The 18572-nt window shown below is 41.6% G+C and carries 15 protein-coding genes and 5 tRNA genes; 18 read left to right on the forward strand and 2 right to left on the reverse strand.

Features of this window, described 5'->3' with window-relative positions:
• Positions 1 to 246 precede the first annotated feature (246 nt).
• Positions 247 to 2298 (reverse strand): HD family phosphohydrolase, encoded by a 2052-nt coding sequence (locus J4856_RS06675; protein ID WP_025838792.1) that lies wholly within the window; start codon positions 2296 to 2298, stop codon positions 247 to 249.
• Positions 2299 to 2440: 142 nt separating this feature from the next.
• On the opposite strand from J4856_RS06675, the gene gltX reads away from it, so the two are divergent.
• The 6 genes from gltX to J4856_RS06705 all read left to right on the forward strand — a co-directional run bounded on the left by gltX (position 2441) and on the right by J4856_RS06705 (position 10732).
• Entirely contained in the window at positions 2441 to 3958 is a 1518-nt protein-coding gene (gltX, locus tag J4856_RS06680; RefSeq protein WP_025838794.1) for a glutamate--tRNA ligase, read from the forward strand.
• 33 nt (positions 3959 to 3991) lie between these two features.
• Positions 3992 to 5227, forward strand: coding sequence for a 3-deoxy-D-manno-octulosonic acid transferase (locus J4856_RS06685; protein WP_065367614.1), 1236 nt, complete (start codon positions 3992 to 3994; stop codon positions 5225 to 5227).
• A complete protein-coding gene (locus J4856_RS06690; RefSeq protein WP_025838796.1) occupies positions 5224 to 5703 on the forward strand; it encodes a hypothetical protein in 480 nt (159 codons plus the stop codon). Before J4856_RS06685 ends, J4856_RS06690 begins: the two co-directional genes overlap by 4 nt.
• 36 nt (positions 5704 to 5739) lie before the next feature.
• The gene (gene trpS, locus J4856_RS06695) at positions 5740 to 6828 is read left to right on the forward strand and encodes a tryptophan--tRNA ligase (protein ID WP_025838798.1); all 1089 of its coding nucleotides are present in this window, start codon (positions 5740 to 5742) and stop codon (positions 6826 to 6828) included.
• Positions 6829 to 7201: 373 nt separating this feature from the next.
• On the forward strand, positions 7202 to 9376 hold the full coding sequence (locus J4856_RS06700) for a TonB-dependent receptor plug domain-containing protein (RefSeq protein WP_065367613.1): 2175 nt from the start codon (positions 7202 to 7204) through the stop codon (positions 9374 to 9376).
• A 108-nt stretch (positions 9377 to 9484) separates the two neighbouring features.
• On the forward strand, positions 9485 to 10732 hold the full coding sequence (locus J4856_RS06705; protein ID WP_065367612.1) for a DUF4374 domain-containing protein: 1248 nt from the start codon (positions 9485 to 9487) through the stop codon (positions 10730 to 10732).
• A gap of 186 nt (positions 10733 to 10918) precedes the next feature.
• On the opposite strand, the gene J4856_RS06710 is transcribed toward J4856_RS06705, so the two are convergent.
• Positions 10919 to 11911: a malate dehydrogenase gene (locus J4856_RS06710; protein WP_065367611.1), complete on the reverse strand. Its 993-nt coding sequence runs from the start codon at positions 11909 to 11911 to the stop codon at positions 10919 to 10921.
• A 543-nt stretch (positions 11912 to 12454) separates the two neighbouring features.
• Here J4856_RS06710 and J4856_RS06715 point away from each other — a divergent pair.
• From J4856_RS06715 to nusG, 12 genes are all read left to right on the forward strand, one after another.
• A complete protein-coding gene (locus J4856_RS06715) occupies positions 12455 to 14242 on the forward strand; it encodes an aminopeptidase P family protein (RefSeq protein WP_025838800.1) in 1788 nt (595 codons plus the stop codon).
• A gap of 245 nt (positions 14243 to 14487) precedes the next feature.
• Positions 14488 to 14679, forward strand: coding sequence for a 30S ribosomal protein S21 (gene rpsU / locus J4856_RS06720; RefSeq protein ID WP_009012368.1), 192 nt, complete (start codon positions 14488 to 14490; stop codon positions 14677 to 14679).
• A 71-nt stretch (positions 14680 to 14750) separates the two neighbouring features.
• Positions 14751 to 15635: a tyrosine recombinase XerC gene (locus J4856_RS06725; RefSeq protein ID WP_025838802.1), complete on the forward strand. Its 885-nt coding sequence runs from the start codon at positions 14751 to 14753 to the stop codon at positions 15633 to 15635.
• A gap of 22 nt (positions 15636 to 15657) precedes the next feature.
• Positions 15658 to 15957 (forward strand): ribosome hibernation-promoting factor, HPF/YfiA family, encoded by a 300-nt coding sequence (hpf, locus tag J4856_RS06730; RefSeq protein ID WP_025838804.1) that lies wholly within the window; start codon positions 15658 to 15660, stop codon positions 15955 to 15957.
• Between the two features lie 87 nt (positions 15958 to 16044).
• Positions 16045 to 16118, forward strand: a tRNA-Thr gene (locus tag J4856_RS06735).
• A 29-nt stretch (positions 16119 to 16147) separates the two neighbouring features.
• Positions 16148 to 16229: transfer RNA gene (locus tag J4856_RS06740), tRNA-Tyr, on the forward strand.
• Between the two features lie 18 nt (positions 16230 to 16247).
• Positions 16248 to 16320 (forward strand) — tRNA-Gly (locus J4856_RS06745).
• 6 nt (positions 16321 to 16326) lie between these two features.
• A tRNA-Thr gene (locus J4856_RS06750) sits at positions 16327 to 16398 on the forward strand.
• Between the two features lie 62 nt (positions 16399 to 16460).
• Entirely contained in the window at positions 16461 to 17657 is a 1197-nt protein-coding gene (tuf, locus tag J4856_RS06755; protein WP_025838806.1) for an elongation factor Tu, read from the forward strand.
• A gap of 61 nt (positions 17658 to 17718) precedes the next feature.
• Positions 17719 to 17791: transfer RNA gene (locus J4856_RS06760), tRNA-Trp, on the forward strand.
• A 17-nt stretch (positions 17792 to 17808) separates the two neighbouring features.
• Positions 17809 to 18000 (forward strand): preprotein translocase subunit SecE, encoded by a 192-nt coding sequence (secE, locus tag J4856_RS06765; protein ID WP_025838808.1) that lies wholly within the window; start codon positions 17809 to 17811, stop codon positions 17998 to 18000.
• An 11-nt stretch (positions 18001 to 18011) separates the two neighbouring features.
• Entirely contained in the window at positions 18012 to 18560 is a 549-nt protein-coding gene (nusG, locus tag J4856_RS06770; RefSeq protein WP_025838811.1) for a transcription termination/antitermination protein NusG, read from the forward strand.
• Positions 18561 to 18572: the final 12 nt, after the last annotated feature.

Raw genomic sequence — 18572 nt, forward strand, 5'->3', positions numbered from 1 at the left:
CGCTGTATATGGAAGGGTAGGGATTTAATGTGCGTTAAGCGTATTAAAGCGAAGGTCAATTTGGAGTTGTGTTTCGTTGGAGGCTATACTTTTTGACAATATTTTAGGCTCTATGACGAATTACCCACACGATTCGTTATAGAGCCAAAAGAAAACCCCAGTGAGTTAGAATAAATGTAACTTGCTGGGGTTTATAGTGCTTGCAAATTCTCCGTTGGTAGAGAGGAACGGAGGGGATGCGTTCTTTTATGTCTTCAGTTGTGGATACTGAATACGAGTATGGTACATCGCTTTCAGTCGCTCAATGAGAACGGCCTTGGCTGCTGTTATATCACGGAAAGTTATAGGACAATCGGTGAAATTTCCGTCTGCAACCTGTCCATCGATAAGACGATTAACCAAACCGCTAATACTCTCTTCTGTATATTCCTGTAAAGAACGTGATGCAGCCTCAACGGTATCGCTCATCATGAGAATTGCCTGCTCGCGGGTGAAAGGATTAGGACCTGGGTAGCGGAAGAGATCTTCGTTGACTTCTTCATCGGGATGTTCATTCTTATAGTGAATGTAGAAATACTTTGTTAACCCAGCACCATGATGGGTAGTAATGAATTCCTTAATCTCACGTGGTAGGTTATACTTCTCTGCAAGTTTCAAACCTTCCGTCACATGGCTGATGATGATACGTGCACTCTCAAGGTCGTTTAACTTATCATGTGGATTGATTCCTGCCTGGTTTTCTGTGAAGAAGGCTGGGTTGAGCATCTTACCGATATCATGATAAAGTGCACCGGTACGTACCAATTGACTCTTAGCACCAATCCTACTTGCAATTTCTGTCGCCAGATTACCTACTGTGATAGAGTGCTGGAACGTGCCAGGGGCAACCTCGCTAAGGCGACGAAGCAACTCATTGTTTGTGTTCGAGAGCTCAAACATTGTTACAGTAGAAACGAAGCCGAATGTCTTCTCAATAACCAACATCAGTGGATAAGTAAAGAGGAGGAAGAAACCATTGATGGCAAAGTGGTAATACATGCTTCGGTCAAGTTTCGAGAGGTCGTCAGCTTGTATGAGTTGCAGAGCGAGATAGACAGCTGCTGAACTGATCGTAACCAGTAGGGCGGTAAGGAAGATCTGACTTCTCTTTGATAGCTCGCGCAAGGAATAGATTGCGACAAGACCTGCCACAATCTGTACGATGATGAACTCATACTGATATTTTACAGCAACAGCGCAGAGAAGTACCATTGTTATGTGTCCGATAAATGCTGTTCGTGAGTCCATAAACACACGGAAGAATATCGGTGCCATACTGAATGGGAGGATATACACACTCAAGATGTTATGCTCCATCATCAGAGATGTGAGGATAGGATAGATGACTATCATCACATAGAGTAAGGAAATGGACCGTGGCTTGTTAAAATAATCCTTTCGGAAAAGAGCCAGATAGAGGGTGAAAAGGAAGATGAAAATCAGAACGTAGATTGTCTGTCCGATAAAGGTAGAGGTAATCTCGTCCTCGGAAGCCTTACGTTTTTCCATCGCCTGCTCAAAAGAGTTTAATACACGATAGGTCTTGGCATCGACAATGTCACCGCGGTCAATGATGCGCTGTCCCTCAAGAACCATTCCTGAAGCTTGTGGGATGAGACTAAGCATGTCATTCATCTCCGTCTCACTGCGGTCTTTATCGTAAATAAGGTTCGCCTCAATATATTCATTCAGGTTACATTGTTGTAATATCGAGCGTTTAGGACCGAGCAATGGATCCATGAAAAGTTGTTCGTATGCACCAAGCGTTGAGTAAGTTTTGTTTATGGGTACACTGACAGCTTGCTTTCCTGTTACGACACGGATGAAAGTATTACTATCCTTGGCAAGTGTAGAGTACTGTTGTGGCTCGATGATTCCTGCTTCGTAAATCTCATGCAGTCGATGGGCAATCGCATCCACATAGTCTTGTGATAAGCCTGGAATACCGTTTTTATAAGCCTGCTTGAATTGTTCAATCTTCTTCTTCTCTATTGTTTGATTGATATTATAGTAAGGCTGGAAATGCTTTGTGATAGAGTCTTTTTCTGTCTTTAGGGCTGCTTCTGTTTTGAATATAGGAAAGTCGAATTTGGCAATCAGCTGTCCATACATCCATGGCTTACCTTCATCGTAATGAAAGAGCTTACCCGTTGAACGTGGTAGGAAGAGTACGATTAAAACTACAGCTACTATGACTAACATGGTTCTTGAAATCATATTTCGCCAATAGGGGTTGCTAATATTTTGGAATCTTATCATCTTATATCTTGTTTCGTAAATCTTATAATAACTTATTGTATCTTATGCTGTTAATCCTCTAACAACTTGCGAAAATACTAAAAATATGGCGTATAGTCAAAAAAAAACATTAATTTTGCAGGAAAATATAATATTTAATACAATGGCAGAAAGAAATGTGAGAGTACGTTTTGCCCCAAGTCCTACCGGGCCTTTGCATATTGGTGGTGTGCGTACTGCTTTGTATAACTACCTTTTCGCCCGTCAGCATGGCGGCAAACTAATCTTCCGTATCGAAGATACTGATTCTAATCGTTTTGTACCTGGAGCAGAGGACTATATTCTCGACTCTTTTCACTGGTTAGGTATTAAGTTTGACGAGGGCGTAAGCTTCGGAGGCGAACATGGCCCTTATCGTCAGAGTGAGCGCCGTGATATTTATAAGAAGTATGTTAACCAACTTTTGGATGCTGGTAAGGCATACATAGCCTTCGATACACCTGAGGAACTAGATGCGAAGCGTCAAGAGATTGAGAACTTCCAATACGATGCACACACCCGTTTACAGATGCGTAACTCTTTGACCATGTCAAAGGAAGAAGTTGAGACCCTGATAGAGGATGGACAGCAGTATGTTGTTCGTTTCAAGATAGAACCAGGTGAAGAGGTGCATATCAAGGATATGATTCGTGGTGATGTTTGTATTAAGACTGACATCCTTGACGATAAAGTTCTGTTTAAGAGCGCAGACGAATTGCCAACTTATCACCTTGCAAACATCGTTGATGACCACTTGATGGAAATCTCTCACGTTATTCGTGGTGAGGAATGGTTGCCAAGTGCACCATTGCACGTGTTACTTTATCGTGCTTTCGGTTGGGAGGATAGTATGCCACGTTTTGCCCATTTGCCTTTGTTGCTGAAGCCTGAGGGAAAGGGTAAGCTGAGTAAGCGTGATGGTGATCGTCTTGGATTCCCTGTATTCCCATTGGAGTGGCACGACCCTAAGACAGGTGAAGTGAGTTCAGGTTATCGTGAGAGTGGCTACTTCCCAGAGGCTGTAGTCAACTTCTTGGCACTTTTGGGTTGGAACCCAGGTACAGAGCAAGAACTTTTCTTACTTGACGAGCTTGTACAAGCGTTTGATATCACGAAGTGTTCAAAGAGCGGAGCAAAGTTTGATTATAAGAAAGGTATTTGGTTCAACCACGAATACATCCTTCGTAAGTCAGACGATGAGATTGCACAACTCTTTGCGCCAATCGTTGCCAATAATGGTGTTGAAGCTACCATGGAGCAGGTGACGCAGGTTGTACACATGATGAAAGATCGTGTAGATTTCGTAAAGGAACTTTGGGATCTATGCTCTTTCTTTTTCATTGCCCCAACGAGTTACGATGAGAAAACCGTAAAGAAACGTTGGAAGGAATACTCTGCACAGCAGATGAGTGAGCTTGCTGATGTCTTGGAGGGTATTGATGACTTTAGTATTGAAGGTCAGGAACCTGTTGTCATGAAGTGGGTAGAAGACAAAGACTATAAGCTTGGTGATATCATGAATGCATTCCGACTCACTCTCGTTGGCATTGGTAAGGGTCCTGGAATGTTTGATATATCTGCTTTCCTTGGCAAAGAGGAAACCTTGAAACGTATGCGTAAGGCCATCGAGGTGTTAGGATAAGTGTCTTGAAAGGCTAATTTAATTGAGCCGAATATGTATAATATAATAATGTATGCCATCCAGCTTGGCATCTCCATAAGCAGCTTTTTCAATGAGAAGTTGCATAAGATGTGGAGAGGCGAGCAGGATGCCGTGCGGATTTTACGTGAGAAGGTGGAACCAGATGCTCAATACATTTGGTTTCATGCGGCTTCACTAGGCGAATTCGAACAAGGTCGTCCTTTGATAGAGCAGATCAGAAAAGACCATCCGCAATACAAAATTCTGCTTACGTTCTTTTCACCTTCAGGTTATGAGGTAAGAAAGAATTATGAGGGAGCAGATATCATTACGTATCTTCCAATTGATACGATGGGTAACGCTCGTAAATTCTTACGTGTCGTGCGTCCTGTTATGGCGTTCTTCATCAAGTATGAGTTTTGGTATAATTACTTGCATATCTTACAGCATCGGAGCGTACCAGTTTATAGTGTGTCAAGCATTTTTCGCCCTGACCAGATTTTCTTTAAGTGGTATGGTCGTGGCTACGGACGTGTATTAAAATGCTTTAGTCGTTTCTTCGTACAAAATGAGGAGAGTAAGGACCTTTTAAGTAAGATAGGTATCAAAGATGCGATGGTGGTGGGTGATACCCGTTTCGATCGTGTTTTGCAAATCAAGGAGGCTAGTAAGCAACTTCCGTTGGTGGAGAAATTCATCAATATCGATGTTGCCGACAGGAAGAAGGTTTTTGTGGCTGGTTCCTCATGGCAGCCAGATGAAGAAATATTCCTTAAGTACTTTAACAAACATAAGGAATGGAAACTCATCATTGCTCCACATGTTATTGGAGAAGATCATCTAAAGAGTATCCTCTCATTGATAAAAGAAAAGAAGGTTGTTCGTTACACGCAAGCAACTGAAGAGAACGTCAGTGATGCAGATGTGTTGATAATTGACTGTTTTGGTTTGCTGTCCTCTATCTATCATTATGGAGATGTAGCCTATGTTGGAGGTGGCTTCGGCGTTGGAATCCATAATGTCCTTGAAGCAGCGGTTTGGGATATGCCAGTACTTTTTGGTCCAAACAATAAACATTTTGCAGAAGCACAAGGGCTCTTGCACGATGGAGGAGGCTTTGAGGTCTTTGACTCAGAGAGTTTCAGTTTATTGATGAATCACTTTGCAGAAGACGAAGAGTTCTGTGCAACTTGTGGGAGTATTGCTGGTGCTTATGTTGAGAGTCTGGCAGGTGCAACAAATAAAATCCTAAGCAACGTAAAGTTATGAAATATCAGATAACATGTGATAACTGTGGTACACAGTTTATCGTTGAGGCGGAAGAAGGACAGACAGTTGAGTGTAATTGTCCGCATTGTCATGGAGTAATGGAGATCACATTACCTTTGGTAAGTCTTGGACAGCAGTATGAACAGCCTGTTTCTTATAGTCAGCAGACACAGGAAACAATGCCAAAGAAGAGTAGTCATGCTATTCTCTGGGGTGTTGTTATCGGACTTCTATTATTGGCAGGTGGAGTAGGGGCATATTTCATACTTGGTTCTTCTTCACCACAGACACCTGTAACTGACTCTATTCCAAACGATACTATTCCTTATGAAACGCCTGTTCAGATAGAACCTGAGCAATCTGTCGATACGGTGGTGGAGGCTCCTGTTCAAACAGCTCCAGAGGTGAAAGAGAATATTGAAGAAGCTCCAGAGGAATCAACGGATACAGTTGAGGCTCATTCAAATGAGCAGTAAGCCGTGACTTGTACTGAAAAAAATAAAAAGAAATATATGGGAAAGATTATTTTGACGGGTGACCGTCCAACGGGTAAACTTCATTTGGGACACTACGTGGGTTCTCTCCGCCGTCGTGTAGAACTCCAGAATCTCGGAGACTACGATAAGATGTTTGTCTTCATGGCAGACGTACAGGCGCTGACGGATAATGCTGACAATCCGGAGAAGATTCGTCAGAATATCATCGAGGTGGCATTAGATTACCTTTCTGCTGGTTTAAGTCCAGAGAAATGTACGCTCTTTATTCAAAGTCAGATTCCTGAAATTGCTGAGTTGACTACCTTCTTGATGAATCTCGTTAGCGTAAGTCGTGTTCAGCGAAACCCAACGGTGAAGACGGAGATTAAGATGCGTAACTTTGAAGCCAACATTCCAATGGGCTTCTTTGCTTACCCTGTTTCTCAGGCAGCAGATATCGCAACTTTCAAGGCTACGACTGTGCCTGCAGGTGAGGATCAAGAGCCAATGTTGGAATTGACACGTGAACTCGTACGTCGCTTCAACCAGATTTATGCACCAGTACTTGTTGAACCTGCTATCATGTTGCCAGAGAATGCAACAGCACGCCGCTTGCCGGGTACTGATGGAAAGGAGAAAATGAGTAAGAGTCTTGGTAACTGCATCTATCTCTCTGACGATGCTGATACAGTATGGAAAAAGGTGAAGACGATGTACACTGATCCTACTCACCTGAATGTTTCTGATCCTGGTCATGTTGAGGGTAACGCTGTGTTCACTTATCTCGATGCTTTCGCAACAGACGAAGACTTTGCTGAGTTCTGGCCAGAGTTTCATAACCTTGATGAGCTGAAAGCTGCTTATACTGCAGGTGGTATTGGGGATATGAAATGCAAGAAATTGCTTAATAGCGTACTGAATAAGATGCTGGATCCTATCCGTGCACGTCGTCGTGAATATGAGCAGGATATACCTGAGATTTATAATATCCTCAAGAAGGGTTCATTGGATGCACGCGAGACAGCTGCTAAGACAATGGATGAGGTACGTACAGCCATGAAGATTAACTACTTTGATGATACAGAATTGATTAAAAGTCAGGCTGATAGATTCAAACAGAAGTAAGTCTTTCGCTTGATCTTAGAACTATATAAGCAGTCTTATTCCGTCTTTCTATAGAAGGAATAAGACTGTTTTTTTTGTGTCTAATAGTCTTGCAATTAGTTCGTTTGTTTCAGTTCTCTTACTTGTTCTAACGTACGTGCGGATGCCTGCACATGTGGTGTTTAAACTCAACACCAATGGTGCTAAGCATGACTTAAACGACTTGCTTTTCTATTTATTCTAAGAATAGACTTGCTTATTGTCAGTTGGTTTACTAACTTTTAGGTATTGTACTACACTCTATTATTCTCTACCTTTGTATCGATAATTGAATACATGTTTTTTACTTAAGACTCTATTCGTAGTAACACGGAGTCTTTAAACTACAAGTTAGATGAAAAATAACAGAAAAATATTTATCTGCAAAGGGGTGTATAATACTTATTCGTTATATAGAAAGGCGATTTGTCTAATACTTTTTTCAAGTTTTTTCATGCTTAGTGGAAATGCACAAGAGGTGAATAAGCGTGATACAACTATTGAGATGAAAGAAGTTATGGTGACAGCACGTAGCGAGATTAGGAAGTTGAAGGAGTCGGCTATGCCAATATCTGTTATAGGACAGCGTCAGTTACAAGGTACGGCGACAAATATTAATGACGTACTTGCGCGTACAGTTGGAGTTACCGTGCGAAATACAGGAGGTTTAGGTAGTGCCTCTCGCATTTCACTTCGTGGTTTAGAAGGTAAGCGTATGGGAATGTATGTGGACGAAGTTCCGATGTCACAGTTGAGTAACTTTGTTGCCTTAAACGATATTCCAACGAATATGATAGAGCGTATTGAGGTTTATAAAGGTATTGTCCCTTATAAGTTTGGTGGTTCAGCCTTAGGAGGAGCTGTTAATGTAGTAACAAAGGAATACCCACCAGTTTATTTTGACTTTTCATACGAACTGGGTTCGTTTAACACACATCAAGTATCAACGGTGTTTAAACGTACCAATCATAAAACTGGTTTACAATTTGGTATTGGTGGAGCCTTCTCGTTCTCAAAGAACAATTACAAGATGACATTGGCTAATTTGGACAATAGAATTGTGGAAAGAGACCATGATAAGTTCAATAAAGTCATGGCTGGAATGTCGGTTAAGGCTACGAAATGGTGGTTTGATGAAATGAAGTGGGAACTTATTTTCCTCAAGACACGTCAAGAAATACAAGGAATCGACCTTGATGTGCGTGAGGCTTATAACCATTCTGTTAGTGGATTGACGGCATTGACACTAAAGCGTAAGAATTTCTTTTTGGATGGTCTCGATTTTGATTTTGATATAGGATATATCATTGGCAGGTATGGTTTGAATGATAAGGCTTCAAATCGTTATGATTGGGACGGAAACAAGTTGCCTGCAGTCTCTCCATACGGAGGAGAGCAGAATAACTTCCCGTCAGATGGAAGAAACCGGTCGAATGAGTTGACTTCGAAACTTAATTTGGGATATACCATAGATAAGCATCATGGCATTAATCTGAATGTTTACTTTGATAGGAATTCACTTCATCCAAATGACTCTTTAATGGATAAAGCCTTGGGATTTCAATCAAATTTCCCAAGTAAGATGAAAACCTTAACAACGGGTTTGTCATACGATCTGACCCTCTTTGATGGTCGTTTCCAGAATGCTTTTACTTTAAAGAACTTTATTTTCTCCTCTCATTCTCGTAGTATAGATGTTTTTTCGGTACGTGCGCCAGAGCCTGTAAAAGTGTCTAAATCTTATTTTGGATTCAGTGATGCCTTTCGTTATAAGTTTACAGACGACTTGATGCTAAAGGCCTCTTTTAATTCAGAGGTGCGAATACCTACAAGTGAGGAGTTGATAGGTAATGGATATTCTATCCTCGCATCCCCAGCTTTGAAGCCTGAACGTACATCTGGTGTCAATCTTGGTATGCTTTATCGTCACTTAAAACAAGATGGTGGACTTGTTGAGATAGAGTTGAATGGTTTTTATAATCAGTTGAAAGACATGATAAGGTTTACGCCCGATATGATTCCTACGATGGCTCGCTATCGTAACTTTGGTAGTGTTCGTACGAGAGGTGTTGAACTTGATGTTAAGGGAGATGTCTGTCCAGTACTTTATCTTTATGCGAATGGTACTTATCAAGACCTTCGTGACGTCAGAAAGCTAACTCCTGGTACAACTGTCGAGAATCCCACCTATATGAAACGTATCCCAAACGTACCTTATCTGTTAGCAAACTTTGGTGCAGAGTTCCATAAAGAAAATCTCTTTGGAGGAAAGGAACAGAACACACGTTTCCTCTTTGATGCTTCATACGTGCATACATATTACTATGATTTTGAAGTAAGTCGGTATCAAGATAAGAAGATTCCTTCTGCTTTGACGATGGATGCAGCAATAGAACATAGTTTCAAGAATGACCAATGGGTTCTAACGTTTAAGGTAAAGAATCTTATGGATCGCCATGTTGTATCAGAGTTTAATCGTCCTCTGCCAGGAAGATATATAGGAGTAAAAGTTAGATATCTTCTGAAGTAAGAGGTTATAAGACTTTATTTTGCAATATGAAGGAATAAAGTATGATTCATAAAGAAAGGGCATCTTGTGTGTCTATAGAGATAATATTAATATTAAATAAAGAGAACAATGAAAAAGCTTAAATCAATTCTTTCAGCCATTGTTGTGATGGCTATGTTTACCGCTTGTGGAAACAATGGTGACGACCCAACACCGGGTCCTAAACCTAATCCTGGTAATAAGGACTTCCATGGAGTTGTCTTCGCAACGGGAATTACCAATCCAGAGGGTAATAGTGGTAATGTATATTTACAAGCATTGCCAAGTTTCTTACCAGGAACATACGACAATAAGAACGGTATTCCTTGCGGTTTTGGTTCTACGCCAATTGTTACAGAGTCGGGCAATGTCTACTCATTCCCTGATTATATGGGTAACACGAAGGCGGAGATAAATCGTTATAGAATTATGAACGATGGTACATGGAAGAAAGAAGGTGCATTGTCTATTCCTGCTGGTGCTGCAGCATGTAACATCGTTGAGGCAAGTAGTGAGAAAGCATACGTCAGTTTACAAGGTATTGGTGTTGTGATGGTATTCAACCCAACAACTATGACAAAGATTGCTGATATTGACCTTAATAATCTGAAACAGTCAGATACGAGGGTTGCACCTGCTGCAATGATTATTCGTGATGGTAAACTCTTTGTTGGACTGAACCAAATGAATGCTCAATATATGCCTACACGTAATAATATTGAACTGGCTATGATTGATGTGAAGACTGATAAGGTTGAAAAGCATATCGTTAACACTACCTTGGGACTGTGCTTTGCCACACGCCCGATAGACCCGGGTTCCATTTTCATGGATGAGAACAAAGACATATATATCAACTGTATCGGTTCATTCGGTTTCATCCCAGGGCTCAATGGTGGTATTGTACGCATAAAGAACGGTTCGACAGACATCGATCCCGACTACTATATCCGGCTTGACAAAACAGAGGTTGTAGGTCTGACGACTAAGTATGCCAACTTCCTGTCAACGATATTCTACGCCGACAACGGAAAGGCTTACGCATATGCTAACTCATTCGGTCTTGATCCTAATGGACTGAAGAATCCTTATGTCAGCCTTACCAATATTCCAGTTGTTATCGACCTAAAGCAGAAGACGGTGGCTGTCATAAAGGGAATGGAAATTTCCAACCCGCAAGGAATAGCTATCGGCAGGCATAAAAACCTGATTGTCTTTGGAAGTGCCAATAAGAAAGCGAATGGATTTTACACATATAACCCTGACACGAAAGAAGTGGCTGGGCCAGTCGTACAGGTGAAAGGAAATCCAAGCTTCTTCCATAGTTTTGCGAAGTAATTTATCTTTGTACAATAGAAAAGAGGGTGTGTCAAAATTGATACATCCTCTTTTCTATTTTGCTTTGTAAACATATAACTTGTTAAGTCGTCAACTAACTTAGCTTTGTACAATAAAAAAGGCAACCAACGAAATGTTGATTGCCTTTTTATTTTGCTTTGTTAACTTGTTAACTCGTCAACTATCTTACAAATTTGCGTTGTCGTTCTTCCAGTCAGCAACAGCTGGGATGATCTCGAGACCAATGATCTCATCACGCATCTTGCAGAGGTGCTCGTAAGAAGCCTGAAGAGAAGCCATCTCCTCTGGAGTACCTGTTGGCTCAGTGTAGTGAACACCAGTAGCATCGATAGTTGTAGGCATAGCCATCATAACGTTCTTGAAGCCGAGCTTCTCGTCGTTAACGTAGCAACCTGCTGGCAAGGTGAACTTCTCACCGCCCATAGCAGCCTCAATCATCTTAACAGCATTGTAAGCTGGGCTCTGGAATGAGCTACGGCCACGAAGCTTGATAATGTTTGAACCACCCTGTACTGTGTGGTGCTTAATCTCTTCCCAACGCTCTGCAGAAAGACCCATCTCTGCCAATGGCTTGCCATCAATCTTAACCTTAGAAGCGAATACTGCCATCTGCTCACCGTGACCACCGTATGTGTGTGCACCAGTAACCTTATCCTGCTGTACGCCAAACTCGTGAGCCAATGCCTGCTGCAGACGAGTAGAGTCAAGAGCAGCGAGTGAAGTGAGCTGGTTAGCCTTCAAACCAGAGTGAATAAGAGCAGTCAATGCTGTAACGTCAGCTGGGTTGAAGATAACAACAACGTGCTTAACATCTGGGCAATATTTCTTGATATTCTCACCGAAATCAGCAGCAATCTGGCAGTTACCCTTCAACAAATCTTCACGTGTCATACCCTCCTTACGTGGAGCACCACCAGAAGAGATGATGTACTTAGCACCAGTGAAAGCTTCAGCTGGATCAACAGTGTAAGAGAGATTTGCACCAGGGAAAGCGCACTGCTCCATCTCATCGAAGACACCATGAACGCCTGGCTCATAGATATCGTAGAGACAGATGTTAGGAGTAAGACCGAGTGTAAGAGCAGTCTGAACCATGTTTGAACCAATCATACCGCCAGCACCGACGATAACGAGCTTTTCGTTTGTTAAATAATTCATAATAGATATTTAATTAAAAGTTAAATTCCCTTTTCTTATAGTTATGGCAAAGATACAAAAAAATGACTATGTAAGAAAGATATTCTCGAATAAATGTGTTATTAATTATAAAAAGTAGAGGCTTTGTAAACTCTATCTATCAAATTAAATAATTCGGTTCTATAACGAATCATGTGGGTTGTGTATTGATATTCCACCGGTTTGGTGCGGATGGTATGCACCACATGTGCGGAGGATTAACACCATTGCTGTATATGTAAGGGTAGGGATTTAATGTGCATTAAGTGAATTAAAACTAAGGTTAATTGCGAGTCTTATTTAGTTGAAGGCTATATTTTTTTGACAATATTTTTAGGCTCTATGACAAATTACCCACACGATTCATTATAGAGCCAATAATTCTTGTCAATTGGACTTGGAGTTTCTAATTTTATTGTTTAACTTAGCGGCGAAAACAAGGGAACTTCTTCGATGGAATAGGAGGTTGTAGAAGTTAACCGGAATGTGAACTGAAAATACTTATTGAACCTTAAAAACATTAATATGATACATACTATTAATGAGCGTATAGAGCATCTTCGCTCGTGGATGAAAGAGAATGGTATCTCTGCATTTATTTTCCCAAGTAGTGATCCGCATAACAGTGAGTATGTTGCTGAACATTGGAAAAGTCGTGAATGGATATCTGGGTTTACTGGCTCTGCAGGCACCGCAGTTGTTACGCTAGACCACGCAGCCTTGTGGACTGATTCTCGTTATTTCATTGCTGCCGGAAAAGAACTGAAAGGGACAGGATTTCAATTAATGAAACTTCGAGTAGAGGGTACTCCTTCTATACTTGAATGGCTTGTTAATGAGCTCTCACACTATGAGAAGGCCGTGGTTGGTCTGGATGGAAATGTTAATTCCTTTGCAGAAGTTACTGCGATAGAACATGAGTTGACGACAAATGGGAACATTACTGTGCGAACAGATGCTGATCCTATGGCTGTGCTATGGACGGATAGGCCCGTAATACCTGACAATAAGGTTTGTCTTCATCCGTTGGAGTATTCTGGAGAGCCGACTTCGAGTAAGATAAGTAGGATTCGCAAGTATTTTGCAGGTGTCGGTGCTGATGGTTTGTTGGTGACCGCACTTGATGAGATTGCGTGGGTATTGAACCTCCGAGGTAACGACGTGCATTGTAATCCCGTGTTTGTATCTTATCTTTTGATATCCCCTGAAAAAGTTAGTTTATATATAGATAATGTAAAACTTCCAGCAGAGGTTAAAGACTATCTTGACTCAGAACATATAGAGGTTGAGACTTATGACGCTGTTGAGGAGGGACTTCGTTCTTATGAGGGTAAATCCCTGTTGGTTGATATGTCTTCTGTAAACTATTCGTTGGCGACAGCGGTGCCAGTTGAGAAAATTTTTAACGGGGTTTCTCCAATTGTTAGTATGAAAGCAGTGAAGAATAAGACAGAGCAAGATGGGTTCCGTGATGCAATGTTACGTGATGGAGTTGCGGTAGTTAAGTTTCTTGCATGGTTGAAGCCTGCTGTTGAGGCTGGAGGACAAACAGAAATCTCACTTGATGTGCGTTTGACAGCCCTGCGTGCTGAACAGTCAAAGTTTAAAGGAATTTCTTTTGATACAATTGTTGGTTATGAAGAACATGGAGCTATTGTGCATTATGAAGCAACACCTGAGACTGATATCCCTGTAAAACCTCGTGGGTTAGTCCTTATTGATAGTGGCGCACAATACTTAGATGGTACGACAGATATCACACGGACCATAGCCTTGGGTGAATTGACCGAAGAACAGCGACGAGTTTATACGCTGGTGTTAAAAGGACATATTCAACTCGATATGTGTAAGTTCCCTGTAGGGGTGTGCGGTTCACAGCTGGATGCAATAGCACGAGTGCCGATGTGGCGTGAAGGTTATAACTATATGCACGGAACAGGGCATGGGGTAGGAAGTTACTTAAACGTACACGAAGGTCCTCACCAAATACGTATGGAATGGAGACCTGCTCCGTTGCAGGCAGGAATGACCGTTACTAACGAGCCAGGTATTTATTTGGAAGGTAAGTTTGGTGTGCGTATTGAAAATACCTTGCTCATTGTTCCTGCCGAGACAACAGCCTTTGGCGATTTTCTCAAGTTTGAAACACTTACCCTTGCGCCGATTGATACAACTCCGATTGTACTTGAGATGTTGAGTGCTGAGGAGCATGAGTGGCTCAATAACTATCATCAACGTGTTTATACCAGTTTAAAGCCTTATTTGACTGACGTTGAAAAGGAGTGGCTTAGAAAAGCAACTTTGCCAATTTAACTTTTATCTGCTCCAGTCTCAAATGGTCTGTCTTGCAGCCTCTCTAATAAAGAAAATAGCTGGTAATTACCCTGATCTGAAGATGCTCTCACACCTCTTCTGATATCCTCTTGATTTGATTATAATGTAGGAAAAAACCGCAAATGTTTGGAAGTTAGGATAATAAAGTGTAACTTTGCAGGCGCAAAAGTGGTGTCATACCCTTTCGCATATGTTTAATTAATAAATAATTTAAAACAAAAAGCATGATTATTGTACCAGTAAAGGACGGTGAGAACATCGAGCGCGCGCTCAAGAAGTTCAAGAGAAAGTTTGAGAAGACAGGTGTTGTTAAAGAGCTTCGTGCTCGTCAGCAGTTTGACAAGCCATCTGTTAAGAAGCGCCTGAAGATGGAACGTGCCGTTTATGTACAGCACCTTCGTGACGCAGAAGAATAAAATCTTCTTTAAAAATTTGGCGGTTTGGATTAATTTCCGTAAATTCGTTGCCATATAAATGATTTGACAATATGCCGATGGTAGAAAAGTTCTTAGATTACATAAAGTTTGAAAGGAATTATTCTCCGATGACGGTAATCAACTATCGTAAGGACTTGATAGAGTTCGAACGGTTTTATAAGCAACTTGATTGTCAACTCTCTTGGGAGTCTGTAGATTCTGATGTTGTTAGAAATTGGATGGAGTTTATGATGGACAGAGGAAACTCTGCTTCGTCAGTCAATAGAAGACTCAGTGCGTTGAGATCATTCTATCGATTTGCACTTCGTCGAAAACTTGTTGATAGAGACCCTGTTCATGGCCTTCAAGGTCCAAAAAGACAAAAACCTCTTCCTCAGTTCCTTAAGGAATCAGAGATGGAAAGGTTGTTAGATTTGAATAGGTGGACAGATAGTTATAAGGACGTACTAGAACGTACAATAATTATAACATTCTATGTGACGGGTATTCGCCTGTCAGAACTGATTGGTCTTGACGATGATGATATTGACAATGTCACTTGTGAAGTAAAAGTAACAGGTAAGAGAAATAAGCAACGGATTATCCCTTTTGGTAAGGAACTTGCTGAAGTGTTTGCACGATATCTGGTGATACGAAACACGATAGCAAAAGGTGATTCTACAGCCTTCTTTCTAACGGAGAAGGGCAAAAGGATGACGAATGCACAGGTGAGAAGTTTGGTTAAGAAGAACTTAACAAAAGTGTCAACGTTGAAAAAGCGTTCGCCACACGTTCTTCGCCATACATTTGCCACGGCAATGCTCAATCATGAAGCAGGACTGGAAAGTGTAAAAAAACTGCTTGGGCATGAGAGCCTGTCAACGACAGAGATCTATACTCATACAACCTTTGAGCAGTTGAAAAAAGTCTATAAAAATGCCCACCCAAGGGCTTAACCTTTTAAAAACGGAGGTACCTATGGAAATTTTGATCCAGTCGATTCGTTTCGACGCAACCGAAAAGTTACAGGAATTTGTGACCAAGAAGGTAGAAAAATTAGAAAAGTCTTACGAAGACATTCAGAAAGTAGAGGTGCAATTGAAGGTTGAGAAGCCGGCTACAGCATTAAATAAAACAACAAGTTTGACAGTGGCAGTTCCTGGAAATACTTTGTTTGTTGAAAAAACTTGCGATACCTTTGAAGAAGGTATTGATCAATGTTTAGATGCGATGAAGGTACAGCTCACCAAGTATAAGGAAAAACAGAGAAAGCATTAAAAAATCTCTGAAATATTTTGGAGATTAAAATAAAAGTCTTATCTTTGCAGCCGTTTTACGACAGGTAGCCTTCGGCTGCAAAGTAATGCCTCTTTAGCTCAGTTGGCCAGAGCACGTGATTTGTAATCTCGGGGTCGTTGGTTCGAATCCGACAAGAGGCTCTCCTTGAAAGGGGGATACATTTGCTGACGGGTAGTTTCCAGAGTGGCCAAATGGGGCAGACTGTAAATCTGCTGCTTCTAGCTTCGGTGGTTCGAATCCATCACTACCCACATCAGAAAATGTAATTTGCGGAAATAGCTCAGTTGATAGAGCACTAGCCTTCCAAGCTGGGGGTCGCGGGTTTGAGCCCCGTTTTCCGCTCTCTTTGCTGTAATAGCTCAGTGGTAGAGCACTTCCTTGGTAAGGAAGAGGTCCTGAGTTCAACTCTCAGTTACAGCTCTGCTATAAAAAGCGTTACTAAAATCACAGATTATTCATTTAATATTAAATAAGAAAAAGCTATGGCTAAAGAAGAATTCGTGCGTACCAAACCGCATGTAAACATTGGTACTATCGGTCACGTTGACCACGGTAAGACCACTCTTACTGCAGCAATCTCAAAGGTTCTTCATGAGAAGGGCTTCGGTACAGAGGATGTTAAGTCTTTCGATCAGATTGATAATGCTCCTGAGGAGAAAGAGCGTGGTATTACCATTAACTCTGCACACATTGAATACGAAACAGCTAATCGTCACTACGCTCACGTAGACTGTCCAGGTCACGCCGACTATGTGAAGAACATGGTTACTGGTGCTGCTCAGATGGATGGTGCTATCTTGGTTGTAGCTGCTACTGATGGTCCTATGCCACAGACTCGTGAGCACGTATTGCTCGCTCGTCAGGTAAACGTACCACGCTTGGTTGTGTTCTTGAACAAGTGTGATATGGTTGACGATGAGGAAATGCTTGACCTCGTTGAGATGGAGGTTCGTGAGATTCTCGAGCAGTATGGTTACGAAGAGGATACTCCAATTGTCCGCGGTTCTGCACTTGGTGCTTTGAATGGTGTTGAGAAGTGGGTAGATTCTGTAATGGAACTCATGAATACCGTTGATACTTGGATCTTGGAGCCAGAGCGCGAGATTGACAAGCCTTTCTTGATGCCTGTTGAGGACGTATTCTCTATTACAGGTCGTGGTACCGTTGCTACCGGTCGTATCGAAACTGGTGTTTGTAAGGTAGGTGACGAGGTTCAGTTGCTCGGTCTCGGTGAGGACAAGAAGTCAGTTATTACTGGTGTCGAAATGTTCCGCAAGAACCTTCCAACAGGTCAGGCTGGTGATAACGTAGGTCTCCTCCTTCGTGGTATCGATAAGGCTGAAGTTAAGCGTGGTATGGTAGTCGTACACCCAGGTGCTATTACTCCTCACGATCACTTCAAGGCATCTATCTATGTATTGAAGAAGGAAGAGGGTGGTCGTCATACTCCATTCGGTAACAAGTATCGTCCACAGTTCTACCTTCGTACAATGGACTGTACAGGTGAGATCAAGCTCCCAGAGGGCGTTGAAATGGTTATGCCAGGTGACAACGTTGAGATCGAAGTTGAATTGATCTATAAGGTTGCTTTGAACGAGGGTCTTCGTTTCGCTATCCGCGAGGGTGGTCGTACAGTAGGATCTGGTCAGATTACAGCAATCCTTGACGACGTTAAGTAATCGATAATTTAAGATTACAATATATTAGTTCCCGATTCTTTTGGGAATCGGGAACTAACCTACGGGTTTAGCTCAGTTGGTAGAGCACTGGTCTCCAAAACCAGGTGTCGAGGGTTCGAGCCCTTCAACCCGTGCAATAAGAGAAAATTTTATGTTTAATAAGATAGTTAATTATTGCAAGGCTTGCTACGACGAACTTGCGCATAAAACTACTTGGCCATCACGTGCCCAGTTAACACATAGTGCAATGGTAGTTATTTCTGCTTCCGTTATCATTGCATTGGTAGTGTTTGCTATGGATTCCTTGTTCCAACACGTAATGGAGTTTGTATATCCAAGATAATTCATTAGGAAATGGCAGATACAGAAAAGAAATGGTATGTTCTTCGTGCTGTCAGTGGCAAAGAGGCTAAGGTAAAGGAATATATCGATGCCCAATTGCGTCTGAACGAAAAACTTGCTGAGCGTGTTTTCGAGGTTTTACTACCTATGGAAAAACACGCGACTGTGCGTAAAGATGGTAAGCGTGTTGTCAAGGAAAAATTAAGTCTTCCTGGTTATGTGCTTGTCCAAGCCAATATGACTGCAGATGTAGCATCTACGTTGCGTTTCATGCCTAATGTTTTAGGATTTCTCGGAGGTATGTCTGAACCTACACCTGTCCGTCAAGCTGATATCAATCGCTTGCTGGGTAATGTAGAAGATACTGAACTTGTAGAAGTACAGAATATCCCATACATGGTAGGTGAAACGGTACAGGTTACTGATGGTCCGTTCAGTGGTTTTCATGGTATCATCGAAGAGGTGAATACTGAGAAACACAAACTGAAAGTGATGGTGATGATTTTTGGTCGTCAGAATCCATTGGAACTTAGTTTTATGCAAGTCGCAAAAGAAGAATAGTATTGTTACGGA

The organism is Prevotella scopos JCM 17725 (assembly GCF_018127785.1).
In the GTDB taxonomy this organism is placed as follows: Bacteria; Bacteroidota; Bacteroidia; order Bacteroidales; family Bacteroidaceae; genus Prevotella; species Prevotella scopos.

What these genes read in the sequence shown, in the direction of transcription:
- J4856_RS06705 (WP_065367612.1), top strand. Translation starts at nt 9,485, where the DNA reads ATGAAAAAGCTTAAATCAATTCTTTCAGCCATTGTTGTGATGGCTATG.
- tuf (WP_025838806.1), top strand. Translation starts at nt 16,461, where the DNA reads ATGGCTAAAGAAGAATTCGTGCGTACCAAACCGCATGTAAACATTGGT.
- J4856_RS06725 (WP_025838802.1), top strand. Translation starts at nt 14,751, where the DNA reads ATGCCGATGGTAGAAAAGTTCTTAGATTACATAAAGTTTGAAAGGAAT.
- J4856_RS06685 (WP_065367614.1), top strand. Translation starts at nt 3,992, where the DNA reads ATGTATAATATAATAATGTATGCCATCCAGCTTGGCATCTCCATAAGC.
- J4856_RS06690 (WP_025838796.1), top strand. Translation starts at nt 5,224, where the DNA reads ATGAAATATCAGATAACATGTGATAACTGTGGTACACAGTTTATCGTT.
- J4856_RS06700 (WP_065367613.1), top strand. Translation starts at nt 7,202, where the DNA reads ATGAAAAATAACAGAAAAATATTTATCTGCAAAGGGGTGTATAATACT.
- J4856_RS06710 (WP_065367611.1), bottom strand. Translation starts at nt 11,911, where the DNA reads ATGAATTATTTAACAAACGAAAAGCTCGTTATCGTCGGTGCTGGCGGT.
- trpS (WP_025838798.1), top strand. Translation starts at nt 5,740, where the DNA reads ATGGGAAAGATTATTTTGACGGGTGACCGTCCAACGGGTAAACTTCAT.
- J4856_RS06675 (WP_025838792.1), bottom strand. Translation starts at nt 2,298, where the DNA reads ATGATAAGATTCCAAAATATTAGCAACCCCTATTGGCGAAATATGATT.
- nusG (WP_025838811.1), top strand. Translation starts at nt 18,012, where the DNA reads ATGGCAGATACAGAAAAGAAATGGTATGTTCTTCGTGCTGTCAGTGGC.
- gltX (WP_025838794.1), top strand. Translation starts at nt 2,441, where the DNA reads ATGGCAGAAAGAAATGTGAGAGTACGTTTTGCCCCAAGTCCTACCGGG.
- rpsU (WP_009012368.1), top strand. Translation starts at nt 14,488, where the DNA reads ATGATTATTGTACCAGTAAAGGACGGTGAGAACATCGAGCGCGCGCTC.
- secE (WP_025838808.1), top strand. Translation starts at nt 17,809, where the DNA reads ATGTTTAATAAGATAGTTAATTATTGCAAGGCTTGCTACGACGAACTT.
- hpf (WP_025838804.1), top strand. Translation starts at nt 15,658, where the DNA reads ATGGAAATTTTGATCCAGTCGATTCGTTTCGACGCAACCGAAAAGTTA.
- J4856_RS06715 (WP_025838800.1), top strand. Translation starts at nt 12,455, where the DNA reads ATGATACATACTATTAATGAGCGTATAGAGCATCTTCGCTCGTGGATG.